20 protein-coding genes and 1 riboswitch are annotated in these 20,856 nt (G+C 72.2%); of the genes, 6 read left to right on the top strand and 14 right to left on the bottom strand.

All coding sequences use genetic code 11. The features are described 5' to 3' along the window. Positions 1 to 16 precede the first annotated feature (16 nt). The 3 genes from OG624_RS24910 to OG624_RS24900 all read right to left on the bottom strand — a co-directional run bounded on the left by OG624_RS24910 (position 17) and on the right by OG624_RS24900 (position 3,306). Entirely contained in the window at positions 17 to 1,573 is a 1,557-nt protein-coding gene (locus tag OG624_RS24910) for an ABC transporter substrate-binding protein (RefSeq protein ID WP_033219559.1), read from the bottom strand. A gap of 123 nt (positions 1,574 to 1,696) precedes the next feature. Further along, the gene (locus tag OG624_RS24905) at positions 1,697 to 2,962 is read right to left on the bottom strand and encodes a metallophosphoesterase (protein ID WP_371639854.1); all 1,266 of its coding nucleotides are present in this window, start codon (positions 2,960 to 2,962) and stop codon (positions 1,697 to 1,699) included. After that, entirely contained in the window at positions 2,959 to 3,306 is a 348-nt protein-coding gene (locus OG624_RS24900) for an SCO4848 family membrane protein (RefSeq protein ID WP_244290763.1), read from the bottom strand. The genes OG624_RS24905 and OG624_RS24900 overlap by 4 nt, the downstream gene beginning before the upstream one ends. Positions 3,307 to 3,427: 121 nt before the next feature. Here OG624_RS24900 and OG624_RS24895 point away from each other — a divergent pair, with 121 nt between their 5' ends. The 3 genes from OG624_RS24895 (at position 3,428) to OG624_RS24885 (ending at position 6,194) form a co-directional block, all read left to right on the top strand. Continuing rightward, entirely contained in the window at positions 3,428 to 4,669 is a 1,242-nt protein-coding gene (locus OG624_RS24895) for a D-alanyl-D-alanine carboxypeptidase family protein (protein WP_033219555.1), read from the top strand. A 140-nt stretch (positions 4,670 to 4,809) separates the two neighbouring features. Then, positions 4,810 to 5,706, top strand: a complete 897-nt coding sequence (locus OG624_RS24890; protein ID WP_371588321.1) for a hypothetical protein — start codon at positions 4,810 to 4,812, stop codon at positions 5,704 to 5,706. A gap of 59 nt (positions 5,707 to 5,765) precedes the next feature. Continuing rightward, positions 5,766 to 6,194 (top strand): hypothetical protein, encoded by a 429-nt coding sequence (locus OG624_RS24885; protein ID WP_033219551.1) that lies wholly within the window; start codon positions 5,766 to 5,768, stop codon positions 6,192 to 6,194. A gap of 63 nt (positions 6,195 to 6,257) precedes the next feature. On the opposite strand, the gene OG624_RS24880 is transcribed toward OG624_RS24885, so the two are convergent. The 4 genes from OG624_RS24880 to glyA form a co-directional block, all read right to left on the bottom strand. Further along, complete coding sequence (locus OG624_RS24880; protein ID WP_033219549.1) at positions 6,258 to 7,223, bottom strand: YihY/virulence factor BrkB family protein; 966 nt, start codon at positions 7,221 to 7,223, stop codon at positions 6,258 to 6,260. 199 nt (positions 7,224 to 7,422) lie between these two features. Then, positions 7,423 to 8,037 carry a 2'-5' RNA ligase family protein gene (locus OG624_RS24875; RefSeq protein WP_033219547.1) on the bottom strand — a complete coding sequence of 205 codons (615 nt, stop codon included), beginning with the start codon at positions 8,035 to 8,037 and terminating at the stop codon, positions 7,423 to 7,425. Positions 8,038 to 8,134: 97 nt separating this feature from the next. Continuing rightward, a complete protein-coding gene (gene trpS / locus OG624_RS24870; protein ID WP_033219545.1) occupies positions 8,135 to 9,148 on the bottom strand; it encodes a tryptophan--tRNA ligase in 1,014 nt (337 codons plus the stop codon). Positions 9,149 to 9,419: 271 nt separating this feature from the next. Further along, positions 9,420 to 10,688, bottom strand: coding sequence for a serine hydroxymethyltransferase (glyA, locus tag OG624_RS24865; RefSeq protein ID WP_033219543.1), 1,269 nt, complete (start codon positions 10,686 to 10,688; stop codon positions 9,420 to 9,422). A 34-nt stretch (positions 10,689 to 10,722) separates the two neighbouring features. Then, a riboswitch (ZMP/ZTP riboswitch) is annotated at positions 10,723 to 10,813 on the bottom strand. Between the two features lie 129 nt (positions 10,814 to 10,942). Between glyA and rocD the strand changes: the two genes are divergently transcribed. Beyond that, positions 10,943 to 12,148 (top strand): ornithine--oxo-acid transaminase, encoded by a 1,206-nt coding sequence (gene rocD / locus OG624_RS24860; RefSeq protein ID WP_030712657.1) that lies wholly within the window; start codon positions 10,943 to 10,945, stop codon positions 12,146 to 12,148. Positions 12,149 to 12,163: 15 nt separating this feature from the next. Here the strand turns inward: rocD and OG624_RS24855 are convergent, their stop codons facing one another. Further along, complete coding sequence (locus OG624_RS24855) at positions 12,164 to 13,366, bottom strand: glutathionylspermidine synthase family protein (protein ID WP_033219541.1); 1,203 nt, start codon at positions 13,364 to 13,366, stop codon at positions 12,164 to 12,166. An 8-nt stretch (positions 13,367 to 13,374) separates the two neighbouring features. Beyond that, complete coding sequence (locus OG624_RS24850) at positions 13,375 to 13,677, bottom strand: hypothetical protein (RefSeq protein WP_030712669.1); 303 nt, start codon at positions 13,675 to 13,677, stop codon at positions 13,375 to 13,377. A 116-nt stretch (positions 13,678 to 13,793) separates the two neighbouring features. On the opposite strand from OG624_RS24850, the gene OG624_RS24845 reads away from it, so the two are divergent. Next, on the top strand, positions 13,794 to 14,630 hold the full coding sequence (locus tag OG624_RS24845) for a hypothetical protein (protein ID WP_033219538.1): 837 nt from the start codon (positions 13,794 to 13,796) through the stop codon (positions 14,628 to 14,630). 71 nt (positions 14,631 to 14,701) lie between these two features. Here the strand turns inward: OG624_RS24845 and pdxR are convergent, their stop codons facing one another. Then, the gene (gene pdxR / locus OG624_RS24840; protein WP_033219536.1) at positions 14,702 to 16,105 is read right to left on the bottom strand and encodes a MocR-like pyridoxine biosynthesis transcription factor PdxR; all 1,404 of its coding nucleotides are present in this window, start codon (positions 16,103 to 16,105) and stop codon (positions 14,702 to 14,704) included. Between the two features lie 47 nt (positions 16,106 to 16,152). Here pdxR and OG624_RS24835 point away from each other — a divergent pair, with 47 nt between their 5' ends. Then, entirely contained in the window at positions 16,153 to 16,644 is a 492-nt protein-coding gene (locus OG624_RS24835) for a carboxymuconolactone decarboxylase family protein (protein WP_161291845.1), read from the top strand. Between the two features lie 24 nt (positions 16,645 to 16,668). Here OG624_RS24835 and OG624_RS24830 read toward each other — a convergent pair whose 3' ends face one another. The 4 genes from OG624_RS24830 to OG624_RS24815 form a co-directional block, all read right to left on the bottom strand. Next, a complete protein-coding gene (locus OG624_RS24830) occupies positions 16,669 to 17,484 on the bottom strand; it encodes a hypothetical protein (protein ID WP_371639853.1) in 816 nt (271 codons plus the stop codon). 3 nt (positions 17,485 to 17,487) lie between these two features. Beyond that, positions 17,488 to 17,862, bottom strand: a complete 375-nt coding sequence (locus OG624_RS24825) for a hypothetical protein (protein ID WP_371639852.1) — start codon at positions 17,860 to 17,862, stop codon at positions 17,488 to 17,490. Then, positions 17,859 to 19,568: a hypothetical protein gene (locus OG624_RS24820; RefSeq protein ID WP_371639851.1), complete on the bottom strand. Its 1,710-nt coding sequence runs from the start codon at positions 19,566 to 19,568 to the stop codon at positions 17,859 to 17,861. The genes OG624_RS24825 and OG624_RS24820 overlap by 4 nt, the downstream gene beginning before the upstream one ends. Positions 19,569 to 19,702: 134 nt before the next feature. Next, entirely contained in the window at positions 19,703 to 20,692 is a 990-nt protein-coding gene (locus OG624_RS24815; protein ID WP_033219532.1) for a malate dehydrogenase, read from the bottom strand. Positions 20,693 to 20,856 lie beyond the last annotated feature (164 nt).

The raw sequence follows: 20,856 nt of genomic DNA, 5'->3' as shown, positions 1-20,856 counted from the left end.
GTCGGGGGCGCGCCGGCTACAGCCAGTCGAGTTCCCACAGCCGCCAGACGCCGGTGCCGTCGGACAGGTACTGGGCTCCGGTGACGTCCTCGCGGGACATCACGTAGTCCTTCTTCTGCCAGATCGGCACCATCGGGGCCTGCTGGGCGACCAGCTTCTGGAGGTCGCGGAACTCGGCGGCGGCCTCGCTCCGCTCCGAGTGGGACTGGGTGCGGGTGATCAGCTCGTCCACGTGCTTGTCGGAGAAGCCGTTGTTCATGGACGAGTCGGCGCCGACGAGCGGGGCGAGGAAGTTGTCCGCGTCCGGGAAGTCCGCGATCCAGCCGATGGTGTAGGCGTCGAACTCTCCCGCCGCGTACCCCTTCTGGAAGTCGCTCCACTGCTCGACCGGCTTGATCGTCACCTGGAAGAGGCCGGTGGCCTCCAGCTGCTTCTTGAGCTCCTCGGCCTCGGGCATGTTCGCGCCGCGGACGTTCACGCCGAGGTTGAGGTGGACGGCCGAGGCGATCCCGGCGTCCTTGAAGAGCTTCTTGGCGGTGGCCACGTTCGGCGCCGGGTAGGCGTCGAAGAACGGCGTGCTGTGGCCGGCGATGCCCGCCGGGACCAGGGAGTACAGCGGGGTGACGGTCCCCTTGTGGACCTCCACGGCCACCTTGGAACGGTCGAGCACGGCGGCGACGGCCTGGCGGACGGCGAGCGGGGCCGCGGTGGAGCCGGGGCGGACGTTGAAGACGATGGAGCGGGTCTCGCTGCCGCCGGAGGCCTGGTAGCGGGTGTCCTTCAGGCCCGGGTTGAGGCCGGCCAGCACGGTGGGCGGCATGTCCCGGTGGGCGACGTCGATCTGGTGGGCCTTCCAGGCCTGGTCGAGCTGCCCGGAGTCCTTGAAGTACTTGACGGTGACGGGCGTGTGGGCGGCCTTGCCCTGGCCCTTGTACGAGCTGTTGGGCTTGAGCTCGGCGCTCGTACCGGCCTTGTACTCGCCCAGCGCGTACGGCCCGGAGCCGTCGACCTTGCCGTCCTCGCGCAGGGACTTCGCCGGGTACTTGTCCTTGTCGACGATCGCGGCGGCGCCCGTCGCGATCTTGAAGGGGAAGGTGGCGTCACCGGCGGAGAGGGTGAAGGTGACCGTGCGCCCCTCGGCCTCGACCGACTCCAGGGTGTTGAAGAGGGGAGCCGGACCCTGGTCGGAGTTGATCGCCTTGATGCGGTCGAAGGAGTACTTGACGTCCTCGGCGGTGATGGCGCGGCCGCCCGTGAACTTCACGTCGGGGCGCAGCTCGCACCGGTAGACGGTGAGCTTCTGGCCCACGAAACCGCAGGAGGCGGCGGCGTCCGGCACGGGGGCGTCCGAACCGGGCTTGATGGTCAGCAGCGACTGGTAGATGTTGCTGAACAGGGCCCAGGAACCGGCGTCGTACGCCCCGGCGGGGTCGAGGGAGGAGACCACGTCACTCGTCCCGACCCGGACGGCACCGCGCCCGCCGCCGTCCTCGGGCAGCAACTGCCAGGCACCCACACCGACCACGCCGAGGACCAGCCCGGCCGCGATCACCTTCGAGCGGACAGACCGCATCCCCTGAACCCCACCCCATGACCCGATGACAGCGACGCGCTGTCCGATTAACGGTCATCCCATCACGGAATATCAGCCACCGGAAGGCGAGTTGACGAAGGCCCTGACGAGGTTTGGGGCGGATCAGGCCTGAAATGAGGCGAGTTCGACGACGGTGATGTCGGACGGCGCCCCCACTCGAACCGGCGGCCCCCAGGCTCCGGCCCCGCGGGACACGTAGAGCTGGGTGTCGCCGTAGCGCTCCAGACCGGCGACGGTGGGGTTGGCGAGCTCCGCGAGGTAGTTGCCGGGCCAGAGCTGGCCGCCGTGGGTGTGGCCGGAGAGCTGGAGGTCGACGCCGTGACGGACGGCGTCGTGGATGACGACGGGCTGGTGCGCGAGGAGCACGGCGGCCCTCGTCCGGTCCCGGTCGCCGAGGGCCGCGCCGAAGTCGGGGCCCTTGCCCTCCCGCTCGCCCTGGATGTCGTTGACCCCGGCGAGGTCGAAGTGGGGCAGCTCCTTGCGGGCGTTCTCCAGCGGGTTCAGCCCCAGCTCGCGGACATGGTCGATCCACTGCTGGGCGCCGGAGAAGTACTCGTGGTTCCCGGTGACGAAGAACGAGCCGTGGCGGGCGTGGAGCAGGCGCAGCGGCTCCGCCGCGTGCCCGAGGTCGGGGACGCTGCCGTCGACGAGGTCGCCGACGATGGCGATGAGGTCGGGCTGGGTGCGGTTGACCGTGTCGACGATGCGCTGCGTGTGGGCGCGGCCGAGCACCGGGCCGAGGTGGACGTCGCTGACGACGGCGATCCGGAAACCGTGCGCCGCACGCGGCAGTTTGGCGAGGGGGACCTGCACCCGCTTCACGCTGGGCCCGCGCAGGACCCCGTAGGTCCCGGCCCCGACGGTGCCGAGGGCCACGGCGGCGGCCGCCCCGCCGACCGTACGGGCGACGAACCGGCGCCGGCTCAGCCCGTCGGCCACGGCGGGGCGCTCGGTGGCGACCGGGGCGGCCGGGGCGGTCGCGGGCGCCGCCGCGGCGGGCACCTCCACGGGCTCGGGCCGCTCGGCCGCCGGTCCGGTGGCGTCACGGTGGGCCAGACGGCGCAGTGACAGCGCGCGGATCGGCTCCGCGACCAGCATCGTCAGGGTCAGGTACAGGAGTACCGCGAGCCAGAGGTACCCGGGCCAGGCCACCGTCTGCTGGAGCCAGAAGGGGGCGCCCGCGCGGCCCGTGGTGAGCGCGGCCACGGAGAGGAGGGGCGGGACGATGGCCAAGGCCGTGCCGATGCGCCGGGTCCGGCCGCCGGGGGTGGTGGTGTCGCGGACGAGGCGGATCCAGAGCCAGCGGTGGACCAGGACCAGCAGGGCGCAGACCGCCAGTGCGACGAGGACGAAGATCAGGATCGTCATGCCGAGGTGTCCGAATCCGGACGGCCCGCACGGTCGGCACGGCCCGCGCGGTCGGCCCCGTCCGCCCCGTCCACCCGGGCTGCCCCGTCGGCCCGGTCCGTACGTGATTCACGCCGCAGGGCGAGGACGCTGCGCAACCCGAGCACACCGACCGCCGTCCCCAGAAGGAAGGAGGTCACCGCGAGCGTCAGGTGCACCCAGAAGTAGGAAGTGGGGTCGCCCGCCGCATCGAAGGCCAGGCCACTGCCGTTCTTCCACAGGTTCCGGACGAAAGACACCCAGATGAACCAGCTCCACACCCCGAAGGCGAGCAGGAACCAGGAGGCGGTACGGCTGAGTCTCATGCCTTCAGTATCCGATTCGTCCCCAGGACGGACGCGCCGGGGTGGGCTGTCCCGGGGGTGGTTGCCTCGAATTGGCCGGTCCGCAGCGTCCTCCAGCTCATCGGGATGTACTTTCACCTGCGTGTCTGCCAAGACGACCGCGCTGACGGTCCTTTCCGCCGCGTTGCTGGTCCCCACGATGTTGGTGGCCCCCGCGCACGCCGCGCCGACCCCGCCGGCCGACGCGAAGGGCCAACCGGACAAGGCTCCGGCCCCCGCCCCACCCGTCTCGATGTCCACGGTCGGCGGATCGCTGCTCGGCCAACCGGGGACCCAGGTGAACCTGCTGCCGGGCGCTCCCGCGCTGCCGGCGAACCTCACCGGGCGGTCCTGGATCGTGGCGGACGCGGAGTCCGGCGAGGTGCTGGCCGCGCACAACGCGCACTGGCGGCTGCCCCCGGCCTCGACCATGAAGATGCTCTTCGCGGACACGGTGCTGCCGACCCTGCCCAAGGACCAGGTCCACAAGGTCACCGACAAGGACATGGAGGGCGTGGGCCCGGGCAGCAGCCTGGTCGGGGTCAAGGAGGACCACGAGTACTCCGTCCACGACCTGTGGCTCGGGGTGTTCCTGCGGTCGGGGAACGACGCCGTGCATGTACTTTCGGCCATGAACGGCGGCGTCGAGAAGACCGTCAAGGACATGCAGGCCCACGCCGAGGAGCTGCAGGCCCTGGACACCCACGTGGTGTCCCCCGACGGGTACGACGCCCCCGAGCAGGTGTCGAGCGCGTACGACCTGACGCTCGTGGCCCGCTCCGGACTGCAGAAGCAGGACTTCAGGGAGTACTGCGGCACGGTGAGCGCGAAGTTCCCCGGGCTCCAGGAGCCCGGGAAGCCGCGGGACCACTTCGAGATCCAGAACACCAACCGGCTGATGACGGGCGCCGGCGGCATCACCCCCTACAAGGGCATCGCCGGGGTGAAGAACGGCAACACCACCATGGCGGGCTCGACCTTCACCGGGGCCGCGCAGCAGGGCGACCGGAAGCTGCTGGTCACGGTCATGAACCCGGGAGCGGGCGGCGCGAACTCGGTCTACCAGGAGACCGCCGCGCTCTTCGACTGGGGCTTCGCGGCGGCGGGCAAGGTCAAGCCGGTGGGCGAGCTGGTGCCGCCGAAGAGCGCGGACACCTCCTCGCACGGCTCCCCCGCCCAGTCGCACGAGAACGACCCGTCGGCGGCCGGCAAGGACGCGGGCGGCGGTGCCGGCACCGCGCTGGGTGTCGCGGGCGGTGCGCTGGCCGTACTGGCGGGCGGCGCCTTCGTGATCAACCGCCGCTGGCCCCGCGGCCGCCGCGGCCGGGGCGAAGAGCTGATCTGAGCCCTGCCGGAACCGGACCCGGCCCGGCCTAGCCCGGTTCCGGGACCGGCACCACCTATCAACTCACAGGTTCACCAGAGGACTTCGGCAGGGTTTGCTCACTCCCGTCGGCATGAGGCCGGCGGGAAGGGGGTCCTGCCATGCGCAGGAGATGGTCGGCCGCCGTCACGGTGGCCTGTGGCGCGCTGCTCGCCGTGGCGGCCTGGACCGCGCTCCCGGCGGACGGCGCCGGCCGGCCGGCCCCGGCGCGCGCCCTGGAGACCGCCGAGCTGGACCTGCTCCACACCGCGGGGGAACTGCTCGTCCAGGACTGCATGCGGGCGCAGGGGTTCTCGTACTGGCCGGTCCCGCGCGTGCCGCACCCGGACCTCCGGGACTTCCCGTACGGCGTCGACGACGTGGACTGGGCCCGCGGCCATGGCTTCGGCCGCCGGATCGAGCAACAGCTGGACGAGGAGGCCGCGGCGGGCCCGCGCGCCCGGTACCAGAGCGGGCTCTCCCCGGAGCGGCTGGAGGCTCTGGGGGTGGCGCTCATGGGGCCCGACGCGAAGGGGCTGGCCGTCGAGAACCCGGGGGGCGGCACGCTGAGCCACAGCGACCAGGGCTGCATCACCGCGTCCTGGCGGCAGCTCTACGGCGACGTACGCCTGTGGTTCGGCGCGAGCGAGACCGTGAAGCAGCTCGGCGCGGTGCGTACCGGCCGGGTCGGCCAGGACCCCGCGTTCCGGACGGCGCTGGCCGGCTGGAGCGCATGCGTGGGCCGGCGCGGCTTCCCGGCCGAACACCCGGTCCGGCAGCGCGACGGACAACTGGCACGCCAGGGCCCGGCCGCCGAGGCCGAGGACGTGCCGATGGCCACCGCCCAGGCCGAGTGCGCCCGCTCGACCGGTCTCGCCGACATCGCACAGGACCTGCACCGGCGCCATTCGGACAAGATCCGCGCCGAACACGGGGCCGCCTTCGACGCCATGCGGCGGATGCAGGTGGCGGCCCTGCCCACAGCTCGCGATGTGGTCGCCCGGCACGCCGGGAGCTGACATCGCGTACCGCCGACCGGCGGTGAACCATGCACGGCACTCATTGGGAGGGACCCCACATGAACAAGCTCAGGACGCTCCTCGCGGGGCTCGCGATCGCCGGCACGGCGGTGGTGGCCGTTCCGACCGCGGCGCAGGCCGACGGTGGCTGCGGCTACACGAACTTCTGTGCCTACTCGGACGATTACAACTACCTCTACCAGAACGCCGGCAACTCCAACGACTGGCCGTACCAGGTCAAGAACAAGGTCGACTGGGTGCGCAACAGCGGCAGCGCCGGCGGCCGCGACCACGTCAACATCTACTACAACGAGAACAACACCGGCGCCTACGCCTGCATCGGCTACGGCACCGAATGGAACCTGCGCAACAACGCGAACACCTTCAATTGGACCCGCAACGGGGACGCGAGCGGTCAGGGGAGGGCGGTCCACGACAACGCCGCCTCGCACCGGTGGGTGTACGGCTGCGGCAACGGCACCTGGTAGAGCGTCACGCCGGCGGTCCTCCGGTGGTGCATCGGGCCCCACACCGATGCGCCACCGGTGCGTTCAGGCCGGGCGCGCGGCGGCCGGAGGCCCCGGGGGAGGGTCTTCCGCGCCGTCGCCGCCCGCGCCGTCCGCGCCGTCGCCGTCCCTGCCTTCGCCGTCCGTGCCGTCGCCGTCAGCGCCGTCGCGGGTGGCCGTCCAGGAGGAGACGAACAGCAGCAGCTTCGCCGTGAAGTTGATCCACAGCAGCAGGGCGATCGGCACGCCGAAGGCCCCGTACATGCTCTTCGCCGCGACCTCCCGCATGTAGCCGCTGAGCAGCAGCTTCAGCAGTTCGAAGCCGGCCGCGCCGATCAAGGCCGCCTGGATCAGCCGGCCGCGCGGCGGATCGACGCCCGGGAGCAGGGTCAGGACGTAGAGCAGCAGCAGGAAGGCGGCCACGACGCCGACGAGGAAGGCGAGGGAGCGCAGCAGCGCCCCGCCCGCGCCCTCGCGGGGGATGTCCAGCCATTCGGCGGTCTTCCCGACCGCGCTGGATCCGAGGATGGAGGCGGCCGCCGAGGCCAGGACCACACCGCCGAGGCCGAGGAGGACGAGCGCGTCCTTGCCCTTGCGGGCGAACGGGTTCCCGTCGTCCTCGTCGTCCTTCTCCCAGACCGCCCGCAGGCAGTCCCGCATGGAGCCGACCCAGCTGACACCGGTCACCAGCAGCAGGGCGCCCGCGACGAGACCGACCGTGCCGGCGTTGTCGACGAGCCCCTCGATGTTGAGCTGGTCCGAGATGCCCGGGACCTGTTCGGAGAGGTTCTTCTCCAGCCGGTCCAGCTGTTCCGGGCTGAGCAGCGCCGCGCCGACAGCGGCGGCCACGGTGATCAGCGGGAAGAGGGCGAGGAAGCTGATGAAGGTGATGGCGGCGGCGAGGCGGGTCCAATGGACGCGGTCGAGGCGTTCGTACGAATGCCACGCGTGCGTCCGCATCAGACGGGACGCGAGCGGCCCGATCACCGGGAGTTTCGTCAGCCAGTCCATGGGGTCACCGTAATTCAGCCGACGGAAATAGCCGGGATTGTCGGTTCCGGCGGCTACGGTCGTCGATTGTGACTTTTCCCGAAACGCGCCCTACGGGTCGCCCGTTCCACACTCTGGTCCTGCGAAGGCTGAGATTCCGTGCCCGGCGCATCGCCCGGCTCCCCCTGACCTTGCGGCCCCTGGCCCCGCGCCCGCTCCGTCAGGACGGCGGTACGGTCGCCCCGGCGCCGCCGGCCGTTCCGGCGGCGTGGTCGGCGGGTGAGCCCGCCTGCGCCGGGACGCCGTTCGGTCCGCTCCCGAACGGGTACTCGCGCAGCTTGCGCCAGACCCCGTCCGAGCCCTGCTCGTAGAGGGCGAAGCCCGAGCACACCCACTCGGCGGCGTAGTCGGCGAGGGTCGTGAACGCCAGGTCCATCGCCTCCTCGGAGATCCCGTGGGCGACCGTGACGTGCGGGTGGTACGGGAAGGCCAGCTCGCGGTCGAGCGGCCCCTGGGGGTCGCGGACCTCGCTCTGGAGGCGGGTGCAGGCCGAGGCCCCTTCGGCGATCTTGACGAAGACGACCGGCGAGAGGGGTCGGAAGGTTCCCGTGCCGGCCAGCCGCATCCGGAAGGCTCGGGAGGCGGCGGCGACCTCGACCAGGTGGGCCCTGATCGCGGGGAGCCGGTCCGCCTCCACCTCGGTGGGCGGGACGAGGGTGACATGCGTGGGGATGCCGTGCGCGGCGGCGTCCCCGAAGCCCGCGCGCAGCTCCTGGAGCTTGCTGCCGTACGGCTCCGGGACCGCGATCGAAACGCCGAGCGTTACGGTCCCCACGTATCTCTCCTCCGCTTGTCGCTGTGGACTGCTGCCGCCCCAGTGTGGCGGCAGCACCCCCGTTCGTGCCAGGGCTCTCTGTCCGTAGTTGCGTTCGTCAGTGCTTGGCGGGCAGCAGACCCAGACGGTCGTAGGCCTGCGCGAGCGTCTCGGCGGCGACGGCGCGGGCCTTCTCCGCGCCCTTGGCCAGGATCGAGTCCAGCGTCTCCGGGTCGTCCAGGTATTCCTGGGTCCGCTTCTTGAACGGTGTGACGAAATCGACCATCACGCCGGCCAGGTCGGTCTTCAGCGCGCCGTAGCCCTTGCCCTCGTACCTGGCCTCCAGCTCGGAGATCGTCTCGCCCGAGAGGGTGGAGTAGATCGTGAGCAGGTTGCTGACGCCGGGCTTCTTCTCGGAGTCGAAGCGGATCTCGGCCTCGGTGTCGGTGACCGCACTCTTGATCTTCTTCTCGGTGACCTTGGGCTCGTCGAGGAGGTTGATCAGGCCCTTGGGGGACGAGGCGGACTTCGACATCTTGATCGCCGGGTCCTGGAGGTCGTAGATCTTCGCGACCTCCTTGACGATGTGCGCGGCGGGGAGGGTGAAGGTGGGGCCGTAGCGCTGGTTGAAGCGCTCCGCCAGGTCGCGGGTCAGCTCGATGTGCTGGCGCTGGTCCTCGCCGACCGGGACGGCGTTCGCCTGGTACAGCAGGATGTCGGCGACCTGCAGGATCGGGTACGTGAAGAGGCCGACGCTGGCGCTGTTGACACCGCCCTTGGCGGACTTGTCCTTGAACTGGGTCATCCGGCTGGCCTCGCCGAAGCCGGTGATGCAGTTCATGACCCAGCCGAGCTGCGCGTGCTCGGGCACGTGGCTCTGGACGAAGAGGGTGCAGCGCTCGGGGTCCAGCCCGGCGGCCAGCAGCTGCGCCGCGGAGAGCCGGGTGTTCGCGCGCAGGTCCTTCGGGTCCTGCGGCATGGTGATCGCGTGCAGGTCGACCACCATGTAGAAGGCGTCGTGCGTCTCCTGCAGGGCGACGTACTGGCGGATGGCTCCGAGGTAGTTCCCGAGGTGGAACGAGCCGGAGGTGGGCTGGATGCCGGAGAGCGCGCGAGGACGATCAGAAGCCATGGCTTCATTCTCTCAGGTGCGGGGGCGGGCTCGGGCCCGCATCCGGCCGGATCGTTCCGGGTCGCGGCGACCCCGTCCCTACGCCGCCGGGGTACCGGGCGGTAGCGGTGCGGCCGGATCCGACCCCGACCGAGCGACCGCTTTCCGCCCCGGGTCCCGCGAACGCCGGCGGGGCCGGAAAGCCGGCCCCGCCAGGGGGTACCTCCCAGCGGTGGCTGGGGGAGTTCGAGGCGCGGGGTCCGGGGCGGAGCCCCGGCAGCGGTGCCGCAGGTCAGGACAGCGGGAGCCCCGGGGCCGGGAAGGCGGCCATCAGGTCCGTGACCTCCGCGCGGATCGCGGCGAGGGCCTGCTCGTCCCCCTTCGCGGCGGCGTCCACGGACCGGGCGATCCAGTCGGCGACCAGCGGCATGTGCTCGGTGGACAGCCCCCGCGACGTCAGCGACGGCGTACCGATCCGCACCCCCGAGGGATCGAACGGCTTGCGCGGGTCGAACGGCACCGTGTTGTAGTTCACGACGATGCCCGCCCGGTCCAGCGCCTTCGCCGCGATCTTGCCCGGCACGTCCTTGCCGGTCAGGTCGATCAGGATCAGGTGGTTGTCCGTACCGCCCGAGACCAGGTCGAAGCCGTTCTGCAGCAACGCCGCCGCCAGCGCCTTGGCATTGGCGACGACCTGGTGCGCGTACGCCGTGAAGGACGGCTGGGCCGCCTCGTGCAGCGCCACCGCGATACCGGCCGTCGTCTGGTTGTGCGGGCCGCCCTGCAGGCCCGGGAAGACCGCCTTGTCGATGGCCTTCGCGTGCTCCTCGCGGCACATCAGCATCGCGCCCCGCGGACCGCGCAGGGTCTTGTGCGTCGTGGTGGAGACGACGTCGACGTGGTCCACCGGGGACGGGTGCGCGCCGCCCGCGATCAGGCCCGCGATGTGGGCCACGTCGGCGACCAGGATCGAGCCGGCCTCCCGCGCGATCTCCGCGAAGGCGGCGAAGTCGATGGTCCGCGGCAGGGCGGTACCGCCGCAGAAGATCACCTTGGGCCGCTCGGCGAGGGCGAGGTCACGCACGGCGTCGTAGTCGATGAGCCCGGTGTCGGCCCGGACGCCGTACTGCACGCCCCGGAACCAGGAACCGGTCGCCGAGACGCCCCAGCCGTGGGTGAGGTGCCCGCCCATCGGCAGGGCCATGCCCATCACGGTGTCGCCCGGCTTCGCGAAGGCCAGGTACACGGCGAGGTTGGCGGGCGAACCGGAGTACGGCTGCACGTTGGCGTGGTCCACCCCGAACAGGCCCTTGGCCCGCTCGATCGCCAGCGCCTCGACGCGGTCGATGTTCTGCTGGCCCTCGTAGTAGCGGCGGCCGGGGTAGCCCTCGCTGTACTTGTTCTGCAGCACGGTGCCGGAGGCTTCGAGGACGGCCGCGGACACGTAGTTCTCACTGGGGATCAGACGCAGGGTCTGCGCCTGCAGCACTTCCTCCGCCGCGACGAAGGACGCCAGCTCGGGGTCGGTGGAGAGAAGGGCGGGATGGCGGCTCGCGGACATGGCGGGCTCCTCCGGGGTCGATGTGATCGGTACCCCGCGAGGCCCAGGCGAGCGGCCCTGTATGCGGTCGAGCGCGCACGACTCCCCCGGAGTTGGTTCCCCGTACGCCAGTCGCCGTGCGTACCGGACACCTTAGCGGGCGCGCCGGGAGAGAGGTTTCTGCGTCCGGGATACGAGCGACGATAAGAAGGTGACGCCACCCTCGTCACCGCTGCACCGGCGCTCACCGCGCCGGACGGACGATCGGAGACCCCGTGTCGACAACTGCTGATGCCATCCGCGCCGCGGACGCCCACAGTGCGCACAACTACCATCCGCTGCCCCTGGTCGTCGCGTCCGCCGAAGGCGCCTGGATGACCGACGTCGAGGGTCGCAGATACCTCGACATGCTCGCCGGGTACTCGGCCCTCAACTTCGGGCACGGCAACCGCCGTCTGATCGACGCCGCCCGCGCCCAGCTGGAACGGGTCACGCTCACCTCGCGCGCCTTCCACCACGACCGCTTCGCCGACTTCTGTACCGAGCTGGCCGCACTGTGCGGCAAGGAGATGGTGCTCCCCATGAACACGGGGGCGGAGGCCGTGGAGACGGCGGTGAAGACCGCCCGCAAGTGGGGCTACGAGGTCAAGGGCGTCCCGGACGGGCACGCCAAGATCGTGGTCGCCGCGGACAACTTCCACGGGCGGACCACGACCATCGTCTCCTTCTCCACGGACCACGAGGCCCGTGACCACTTCGGCCCGTACACACCGGGCTTCGAGATCGTCCCGTACGGGGACCTCACCGCGCTGGCCCACGCCGTCACCGAGAACACCGTGGCCGTGCTGCTGGAGCCGATCCAGGGCGAGGCGGGGGTGCTGGTGCCGCCCGCCGGGTACCTGAGCGGCGTACGGGAGCTGACCCGCGAGCGGAACGTGCTCTTCATGGCCGACGAGATCCAGTCGGGGCTGGGGCGCACCGGCCGGACCTTCGCGTGCGAGCACGAGGGCGTCGTCCCGGACGTCTACATCCTCGGCAAGGCGCTCGGCGGCGGCGTGGTGCCGGTCTCCGCCGTCGTCGCCGACCGGGACGTGCTCGGGGTGTTCCGGCCCGGGGAGCACGGGTCCACCTTCGGCGGGAACCCGCTCGCGTGCGCGGTCGCCCTGGAGGTGATCGCGATGCTGCGGACCGGCGAGTTCCAGGGCCGTGCCACCGAGCTGGGCGAGCACCTGCACCGGGAGCTGAACCTGCTGGTCGGGGGCGGCGCGGTGACCGCCGTACGCGGCCGCGGGCTGTGGGCGGGCGTCGACATCGACCCCTCGCGGGGCACCGGCCGGGAGATCTCCGAGAAGCTGATGGAGCTCGGGGTGCTGGTGAAGGACACCCACGGGTCCACGATCCGGATCGCCCCGCCGCTGGTGATCAGCAAGGAGGACCTGGACTGGGGCCTCGCCCAGCTCCGGTCGGTGCTCGGCGCGTAGTCCCGTCCGTCCCGGTCAGAGGATGACGTGGGGCAGGAAGCGGGCGTACTCGTCCGTGACCGGCCCCGCCGATTCCCGGATGCCGAGCCCCGCCGCCTCGTCCTCGACGACCCACGCGCCGAGCACCACCCGGTTGCCGTCGAAGTCGGGCAGCGGGGCCAGGCCCTGGAAGCAGTACCGCTCCCCCTCCTCCGGTACGAACGGCTCCGCGCCCTCGCCCACCTCGTGCAGGGTGACCCCCGCGCCCTCCCGGCCGAGGAGGGGCTTGGCCACGTAGCCGGTGGACCCGGGTTCGGCGAGCTCGCGCGGGCCGTCGAGGTAGGCGGGCAGCAGGTTGGGGTGCTCCGGGAAGAGCTCCCACAGGATCGCCAGCAGCGCCTTGTTGGACAGCAGCATCTTCCACAGCGGCTCGATCCAGCAGGTGGAACCGGAGCCGCCGCCGTGGTCGTAGGTGCCGAGGACCTGCGGGCCGAACTCGTCCGTGGCAAGCCACTCCCACGGGTAGAGCTTGAAGCAGGAGCGGATGAAGCGGAGCTTCTCGTCCACGAACCGGCCGGACAGGCTGTCCCAGCCGATCTGCTCGACGGAGAGCGCCTGGGTGTCCAGGCCGGCCTGCTCGGCGGTCTCCTGGAGGTAGGCGACCGTCATCAGGTCCTCGCCGAGCTCGTCGGTCTCGGAGTGCGCGAAGTGCAGCGGGCCGGGCGGGAGCAGCTCGGCCTGGCGCCGCCAGGCGTCGACGAGGCGCTCGTGGAGGGAGTTCCACTGGTCGGCGCCGGGGAAGCGTTCCTCCATCCAGAACCACTGCGGACTGGCCGCCTCCACGAGGGAGGTGGGCGTGTCGGCGTTGTACTCCAGCATCTTGGCCGGGCTGCCGCTGCCGTCGTAGCGCAGGTCGAACCGACCGTAGAGGGAGGGCTGTTCGGCGCGCCGCCGCCAGGACTCGGCGATCAGCGCGGCGAGCTTCGGGTCGGTGATGCCGAGGTCGGCGAAGCGGTCGTGCTCGACGATGTGCGCGGCCGCGGCCAGGCACATGGCGTGCAGCTCCTCGACGACGTTCTCCAGGGCCTCGACCTCGGGGAGCGAGAAGGAGTAGTACGCGCTCTCGTCCCAGTAGGGGCGCAGGGAGTCGTCGGGGTAGCGGGTGAGGGGATAGATCACCCCCTGCTCCTCGACGGTCTTCTGCCAGTCGGGACGGGGCTCGATGGTGTGCCGCTGCATGGTGGCGGTCAGCCGCCGCTGGAGCCGGAGCTGGAGTGGCCGCCGATGCCGCCGCGGGTGACGGCGGACTTGTCGAAGCTGCCGCCGGAGACCTTGCCGGCGGCCACGTAGCCGCCGTAGTAGTACGAGCCGGTGCCGCCGCTCTTGCACTCCTTGTTGTTCAGGTGCTGCAACGTGGAGCGGGAGGCGCAGCGCTTGTCCGGTTCGTCGCTGCTGCCGCAGGCCACGAGCGTGGCGGCGAGCAGGCCCATACCTCCGAGGGCGACGGCTCCGGAGCGCATGCGGCGCTGATTGGTGCTGCTGCTGTCCATGTCTGCTGTTCCCCCTGGGGCATCGCGTACTGCCGACAGAGTAGAGCGGGGTCACCGGCCGATGGAATCCGGCCGCCGTGAGATCCGTGACCTAGAGTCGCTTCGTGCTCATTGGGATGATTTGCGCGCTCGGTGCGGCGGTCTGCTTCGGTACGGCGTCGGTTCTGCAGGCGGTCGCGGCGCGGGCGGCGGAGCCGGGCACCGGGTCCGGGGTGGACACGGCGCTGTTCCTGCGGGCCGTCCGGCAGTGGCGGTATCTGGCGGGTCTGGCCCTCGACGGAGCCGGTTTCGTGCTCCAGATCATCGCCCTGCGGCACGTCCCGATCTACGCGGTGGGGGCGGCGCTGGCGGCCAGCCTGGCGGTGACGGCGGTGGTCGCGGCGCGGCTGCTGCGGGTGAGGCTGTCCCGGACCGAGTGGGCCGCGGTGGCGGTGGTGTGCGCGGGGCTGCTGATGCTCGGGCTGTCGGCCGGGGAGGAGGGCACGGGGACCGGATCGCTCGCGCTGAAGCTGGGGCTGCTGGCGGTGGCGGGGCTGGTGCTGCTGGTCGGCGTGGTCGCCGGCCGGCTCCCGGACGGGCCGCGGGCCCTGGTCCTCGGCCTCGCGGCGGGCACGGGCTTCGGGGTGGTGGAGGTGTCGGTACGGCTCATCGACTCCCCCTGGGACCTGCGCAACCCCGCCCTGTACGCCCTCCTGCTGGGCGGCGGCGCGGCCTTCCTGCTCCTCACCTCGGCCCTGGCGCGCGGCTCGGTGACGGTGGCGACGGCGGGCATGGTCCTCGGCGAGACGATCGGCCCGGCGGTGGTGGGCGTGGCCTGGCTCGGCGACAGCACCCGCGAGGGCCTGGCCTGGCTGGCGGTGACGGGCTTCGTGGTGGCGGTGGCCGGCTCCCTGGCCCTGGCCCGCTTCGGCGAACCGCCGGCTCCACCCGAATCCGGCCCCGCCGGCGCTTGAGGCGATCCTTCAGCCCCGCCGGCGCTTGAGGCGCGGGGTTCGGGGGCGGCGCCCCCGGGCAGCGCCGCACGTCACGGCAGCGCCGCGGCCAGGGCGGCCAGCGTCGGCGACCACGCGCTGTCCGACGGCGTCCCGTATCCCACGACCACCGCATCCCGCGCGGGCAGCGCAACCGCCTCCGGATGCCGGAACCGCCCCAGCCCGTGCAGGGCCAGGTCCTGCCAGGCCGCCGACTGCAGGACCGACCGCTCCGTCCCCCCGGGCAGGTCCAGCACGGCGTGCAGCCCCGCCGCGATCCCCGACACCCCCACCCGGTCCCCCACCGCCGCCACCAGCTCGTCCCGGCGCCGCCGGTACCGCAGCCGCATCCCGCGCACGTGCCGGTCGTAGGCCCCGGAGGTGATGAACTCCGCCAGGGTCAGCTGATCCAGCGCGCCGCACGCCCAGCCGGCGGGCCCGCCGGCGTCCGTCACCTCTTCCGACAGCCCCGGCGGGAGAACCATCCAGCCCATCCGCAGCCCGGGCGCCAGGGACTTGCTGGCCGTACCGAGGTACACCACCCGGTCCGGGTCCAGGCCCTGGAGCGCGCCGACCGGCTGGCGGTCGTAGCGGAACTCCCCGTCGTAGTCGTCCTCCAGGATCAGCCCGCCCGTGGTCCGGGCCCAGTCGACCGCGGCCGCCCGCCGCGCCGGGGTCAGGGCCACGCCCGTCGGGAACTGGTGCGCCGGGGTCAGCAGCACCGCGCCCGTCGTCGCGGTCAGCTCCCCCGTCCGGGCGCCCTCCGCGTCCACGCCCAGCGGGCGCGTCCGCAGCCCCGCCCGGACCAGGAGGTCCCGGTGGAAGTCGAGCCCGTACCCCTCCACCGCCACCTCCCGTACCCGCCGTGCCCGCAGTACGCCCGCCAGGAGCGTGAGCCCGTGCAGGAATCCCGCGCACAGCACGATCCGTTCGGGGTCCGCGTACACCCCGCGCGCCCGCGCCAGGTAGCCGGCCAGTGCCTGCCGCAGCTCGATGCGGCCGCGCGGGTCGACCGCGTACCCGAAGGCCTCGTTCGGCGCGTCGGTCAGCGCCCGCCGGGCCGCCGACAGCCAGGCCGTGCGCGGGAATCCGCCCAGGTCCGGGGAGCCGGGGATCAGGCTGTACGCGGGCCCCTTGCGCGCGGGGCGCCGTACGGGGACGGCGGCCGCGGGCCGGCGCGGGCGGGCCCGTTCGGCGACGCGGGTGCCGGAGCCCTGGCGGGCCGTCAGCCAGCCCTCGGCGACGAGCTCGGCGTACGCCTCGGCGACGGTGTTCCGGGCGATGCCCAGGTCGGCGGCGAGGGAGCGGGACGACGGCAGCCGGGTCCCGGCCGCCAGCCGGCCGCCGCGCGCGGCCTCGCGCAGGGCCTCGGTGAGTCCGGCCCGTAGGCCGCGTCCGGCGGTGAGGTCCAGTTGCAGGTGCAGGTCGGCGCCGAAAGTGGCCCACGATTCCGTCATGGATATGGACCATATCGGTGGGCCGCCCGACTCCTAGGGTTGATCACATGACGACCACACACGCACACGCCCCCGAGCACACCCCGCGCATGCACATGGCGAAGCTCGCCCCCGAGGTCTACAAGGCGGTCCTGGCCCTGGAGCTCGCCGCCAAGAAGGGTCTGGACCCCGCCCTGGTCGAGCTCGTCAAGATCCGGGCCTCCCAGCTCAACCACTGCGCCTTCTGTCTCGACATGCACAGCAAGGACGCGATCGCCGCCGGTGAGAGCGTCGAGCGCATCGTCCAGCTGGGCGCCTGGGAGGAGTCCCGGCACTTCTACACCGAGAAGGAACTCGCCGCGATCGAGTTCACCGAGGCCGTCACCGTCCTGACGGACGGCTTCGTGCCCGACGAGGTCTACGAGAAGGCCGCCGAGCAGTTCGAGGAGCGCGAGCTCGCCCAGCTGATCGCCGTCATCGCGACGATCAACGTCTGGAACCGCATCGGCGTCACCACCCGCATGGTGCCGGGCCACTACACGCCCGGCATGTACAAGTAGGACCGGTCGTCGCGGCCCGTGCGGTCACCGCGGCCTGAACGACTCCACGGCCGCCGTCAGGTTCGCGCGCACCGCCGTGCCGTCGGTGGCCGGGCCGGCCGCCAGCAGCGCCCACCGCCGGCCGTCCGGGGCGACGGTGATCCGCTCGATCGCGCGGCGGCGGCCGTGCGACTCCTGGTTGTCGTACTCGTACACCAGCTCGCATGACTCGCCGGGCGTCGAATCCAGGGAGACCTCCTGGTAGCCGGGCCGCCGCTGCCCGAGGTCCTGCGAGGAGATCCGCAGCAGCTCGCACGTTCCGACGCTGTCCGGCTCGGAGACGCGGAAGATCTGGATCAGCGCGCTGCGGTCCCCGGGCCGGCGGTAGAAGGAGCCGCTGCCGTCCTCGTCGAGGCTGCGCTCCCAGCCCGCGGGGACGGCGACCGAGAAGCCGGCGTCGTCGCGGACCACCGTGTACGGCGGCGGGACCGAGGGCGACGCGGAGGGCGGGGAGGACGACGTGGCGCCCGGGGCCGTGTTCGGCCCCGCACCGGACGGCGCGGCCGGGCTTCCCGAGGCCGAAGGGGCCGCGGCGGGTACCTTCGGCTCGTCGTCGCGCAGGACGAGCCAGCCCGCCACGGCGCAGCCGCCCACCACCACCGCCCCGAGGGCCACCAGCAGCGGGACCTTCCACGGCCGGTGCCGACCCGGAACGCCCGGCCCGCCCCGGCCACCCGGAACGCCCGGGCCGCCCGCCGGCGGGCGCGGCGGCGGGTACGAGGGCGGGGGCGGGGGCGGCTGCTCCGCCCACTCCCAGCGCTGCGACTGCGGATTCCAGTGGGCGCCGCCTCCGGTGGCCACCGATCAGCTCCCCAGCGAGGTGAGCAGCCCGCCGAGGGCGGCGGCCGCGTTCACCGATTCCACCAACGGGGCCCACCGCTGGAGCGCGCCCCGCAGCCGGGCGGGCAGGCCGGGCCGGATCTCCCCGGCCTCCTCCAGCTCGCCGGCGGCCTCGTCCAGTTCGGCGTCGAGCGCCGAACGGTCGGCGCTGCGCGGCAGGTGGACGAGGGCGATGCGCAGCTCCCGTACGGCCTCCAGCAGTTCCGCCGCGCCCGGGCCGTCCGCCCCCGTACCGCCGTGGTGGACGGTGGTGTTGGTGATGTCGCTACCGCCGATGCTGAAGGTGCTGCCTTCGATGCGGTTGATCCGCACCTCGCCGGTTCCCCCGTCGTGCGTCACTGCCGATCTCCCCTGTCCGTGTGATGGCTCGTCCGATTGTGGTGTCCGCTGCCCCCCACGCTGAACGCGCTGTGGCTGACCGACTGGATGTACACCCCGCCCTCCGCGACGGTGACCGCGCGCTGCGCGAACTCCTCCGTGTGCCAGCCCGCTTCGTGCAGGGCCAGGGTCACGCCGGCGACGATGCGGTCCTGGATGGTCTTCAGGTACCGGTCCAGGTCCATCAGCTGGAACAGCGAGGCGTCCTCCTGCGCCGCCAGCTCGCGTACGGAGACGGCCGGGCCTGCCGGCAGCGCGCCGGCATGGCCCTCCGTGGCGATCTGCCACGGCCCGCGGCTGCCGCCCGACAGGGTGGCGAGCGCCTTGGAGAGCGAGCGCGGGGCGTGCCGCAACGCCCAGACCACCTTGGCGAAGAAGTTGTTCCGCAGATGACGTCGGGCCACGTCGTCGGCTTCCTGGAACGCGGACCGGACGGGCAGCAGCACGTGCGGAGCCACCTCCAGCATCAGCATCCCGCCCTGGGTGTGGACGCGTACGAAGACGGTGATGACGAGGTTCTCGTCCCAGCCACCGACCCGTACCCGCAGGAAGTGGCGGCGGCGCTCCCCGCCCTCCTCCACGGCTCCGGCCCGGTGGGCGTCGAACGCCCGGTCCGAGAGGTCCGGCTCGTACGCCGCGGGCAGCCCGGAGGCCGGGAGGAACACGCACTCGTCGACGACCAGCTCCCGCAGCCGGTCCAGTACGGCCTGCTCGGCCTCCGGTGAGCCGTGCGGCGACGGGACGCGCAGGGCCTCCAGCCGCGGCCGGATCCGGGCCACGATCCGCGCGTTGTCCAGCGGTTCGGACTCCACCCCGTCTGTGCGGGGGCGCAGCTCGACCGACAGGTGCCAGGGGCGGTAGGCCGCGCCGGCGCCGCAGAACGGGTCGTCGACGTCATAGATGACCAGGCGGCTGTGCTGGGTACGCAGGATCCGGTCGCGGGTCCGGGCGAACCGGCTGCCGGAGGCCGGGTCGGCGTTCGGGTCGGCGTAGCGCGTCCGGCTGAGCGAGGTGCTGATGACGCGGGCGAAGTGGCCCCGCTGGAGGCCGACGACCAGGGTCAGCAGGGCGAAGACGATCAGGGCGGTCCAGGCGTAGGCCATCGCGATCGCGTAGCCGAGTCGGGGCAGCGCGAAGACGAGGGCGAAGGGCTCCTGCTCGATCCCCCGCAGGATGTGCTCGTAGAGCCTGAGCGAGTCGTCGGCGCCGCCCACGTTCGTCGCGCCCTCCAGCGCGCCCTGCAGCACGCCCACGCCGACGCCGATGAGCAGCACGTAGCCGCAGCCGCGCAGGAGGAGTTCGAGGAAGCGGCTGCCGCGCCCCGTCCTCTCCCGGCGGCGCACGATCCGGCCGGCGCCGCTGAGGAAGGCGGCCGGGAGGAGCAGGAAGAGCAGGAGGGGTTGGGCCAACAGCAGGCCCAGGCCCCACACAGCCAGGACGGCCGAGGCCCAGGCGGCTTCGGCGCGCCGGGCCTGGAGCGCGTGGGCGAGGACGCGGGCCGCGTCGAAGCCGTAGGAGGGCGCCACGTAGCGCTCCTCGTGCACGTAGAGCTCCTGGATCACGCGGTCGCGGTACGCGGCGTCGAGATAGTTGCCGGCGCACAGCAGTCGGCCCGCTTCGCTGAGCGAAGGGTGTACGGGAGTTCTGTCGTCCGCGGTGCCTGTCACCGAATCCCCCTTTCGGTGTGCGGAGGGAAACGATAAGGCGATCATCGGGAGCACGACAGGCGCGTTCACGCCAAAAGGCCCCGGCGCAGTGCGCCGGGGCCTTTCGGAAGAGCGGATCGGGTCGGGCGACCGGATCAGATCAGGCCGAGCTCGCGAACCGCGTCGCGCTCCTCCGCCAGCTCTTGGACGGAGGCGTCGATGCGGGTGCGGGAGAACTCGTTGATGTCCAGGCCCTGGACGATCTCGTACTTGCCGTCCTTGCAGGTGACGGGGAAGGAGGAGATCAGACCGGCCGGGACGCCGTAGGAGCCGTCCGACGGGATACCCATCGAGGTCCAGTCGCCCTCGGCGGTGCCGTTGACCCACGTGTGCACGTGGTCGATGGCGGCGTTGGCGGCCGAGGCGGCCGAGGACGCGCCACGGGCCTCGATGATCGCGGCGCCGCGCTTGGCGACGGTCGGGATGAAGGTGTCGGCCAGCCACAGCTCGTCGTTGACGACCTCGGCGGCGTTCTTGCCGGCGATCTCCGCGTGGAAGATGTCCGGGTACTGGGTCGCCGAGTGGTTGCCCCAGATGGTCAGTCGCTTGATGTCGGAGACGGCGCTGCCGGTCTTGGCGGCCAGCTGCGAGATCGCGCGGTTGTGGTCCAGGCGGGTCATCGCGGTGAAGCGCTCGGCCGGTACGTCCGGGGCGGCGGCCTGCGCGATGAGCGCGTTGGTGTTGGCCGGGTTGCCCACGACCAGGACCTTGATGTCGTCCGCGGCGTGCGCGTTGATGGCCTGGCCCTGCGGCTTGAAGATGCCGCCGTTGGCGGCGAGCAGGTCGCCGCGCTCCATGCCCTTGGTACGCGGGCGGGCGCCCACGAGCAGCGCGACGTTCGCACCGTCGAAGCCCTGGTTCGGGTCGTCGAAGATGTCGATGCCGGCGAGCAGCGGGAAGGCGCAGTCGTCGAGCTCCATGGCGGTGCCCTCAGCGGCCTTCATGCCCTGGGGGATCTCCAGAAGACGGAGCTTGACCGGCACGTCCGCGCCGAGCAGGTGACCGGATGCGATGCGGAAGAGCAGCGCGTAGCCGATCTGGCCGGCGGCGCCGGTGACGGTGACATTCACGGGAGTGCGGGTCATGGCCTTCTCCGTTAGACAGCTGGCGGTGGGGCGTCCCTGCCCCATGTGCTGGAGGACGCCGCTCCCCAGTAAATCTTGACGTGAAGAGACATCCGCGGTCAGGCTATCCGACCCGGGACCGCGCTAATCCCCGGGTCCCTGTGGTGCACGGCACACGGACCCCG

The organism is Streptomyces virginiae (assembly GCF_041432505.1).
GTDB classification, from domain to species: Bacteria; Actinomycetota; Actinomycetes; order Streptomycetales; family Streptomycetaceae; genus Streptomyces; species Streptomyces virginiae_A.
This window is presented reverse-complemented; position numbering and strand designations above follow the sequence as displayed.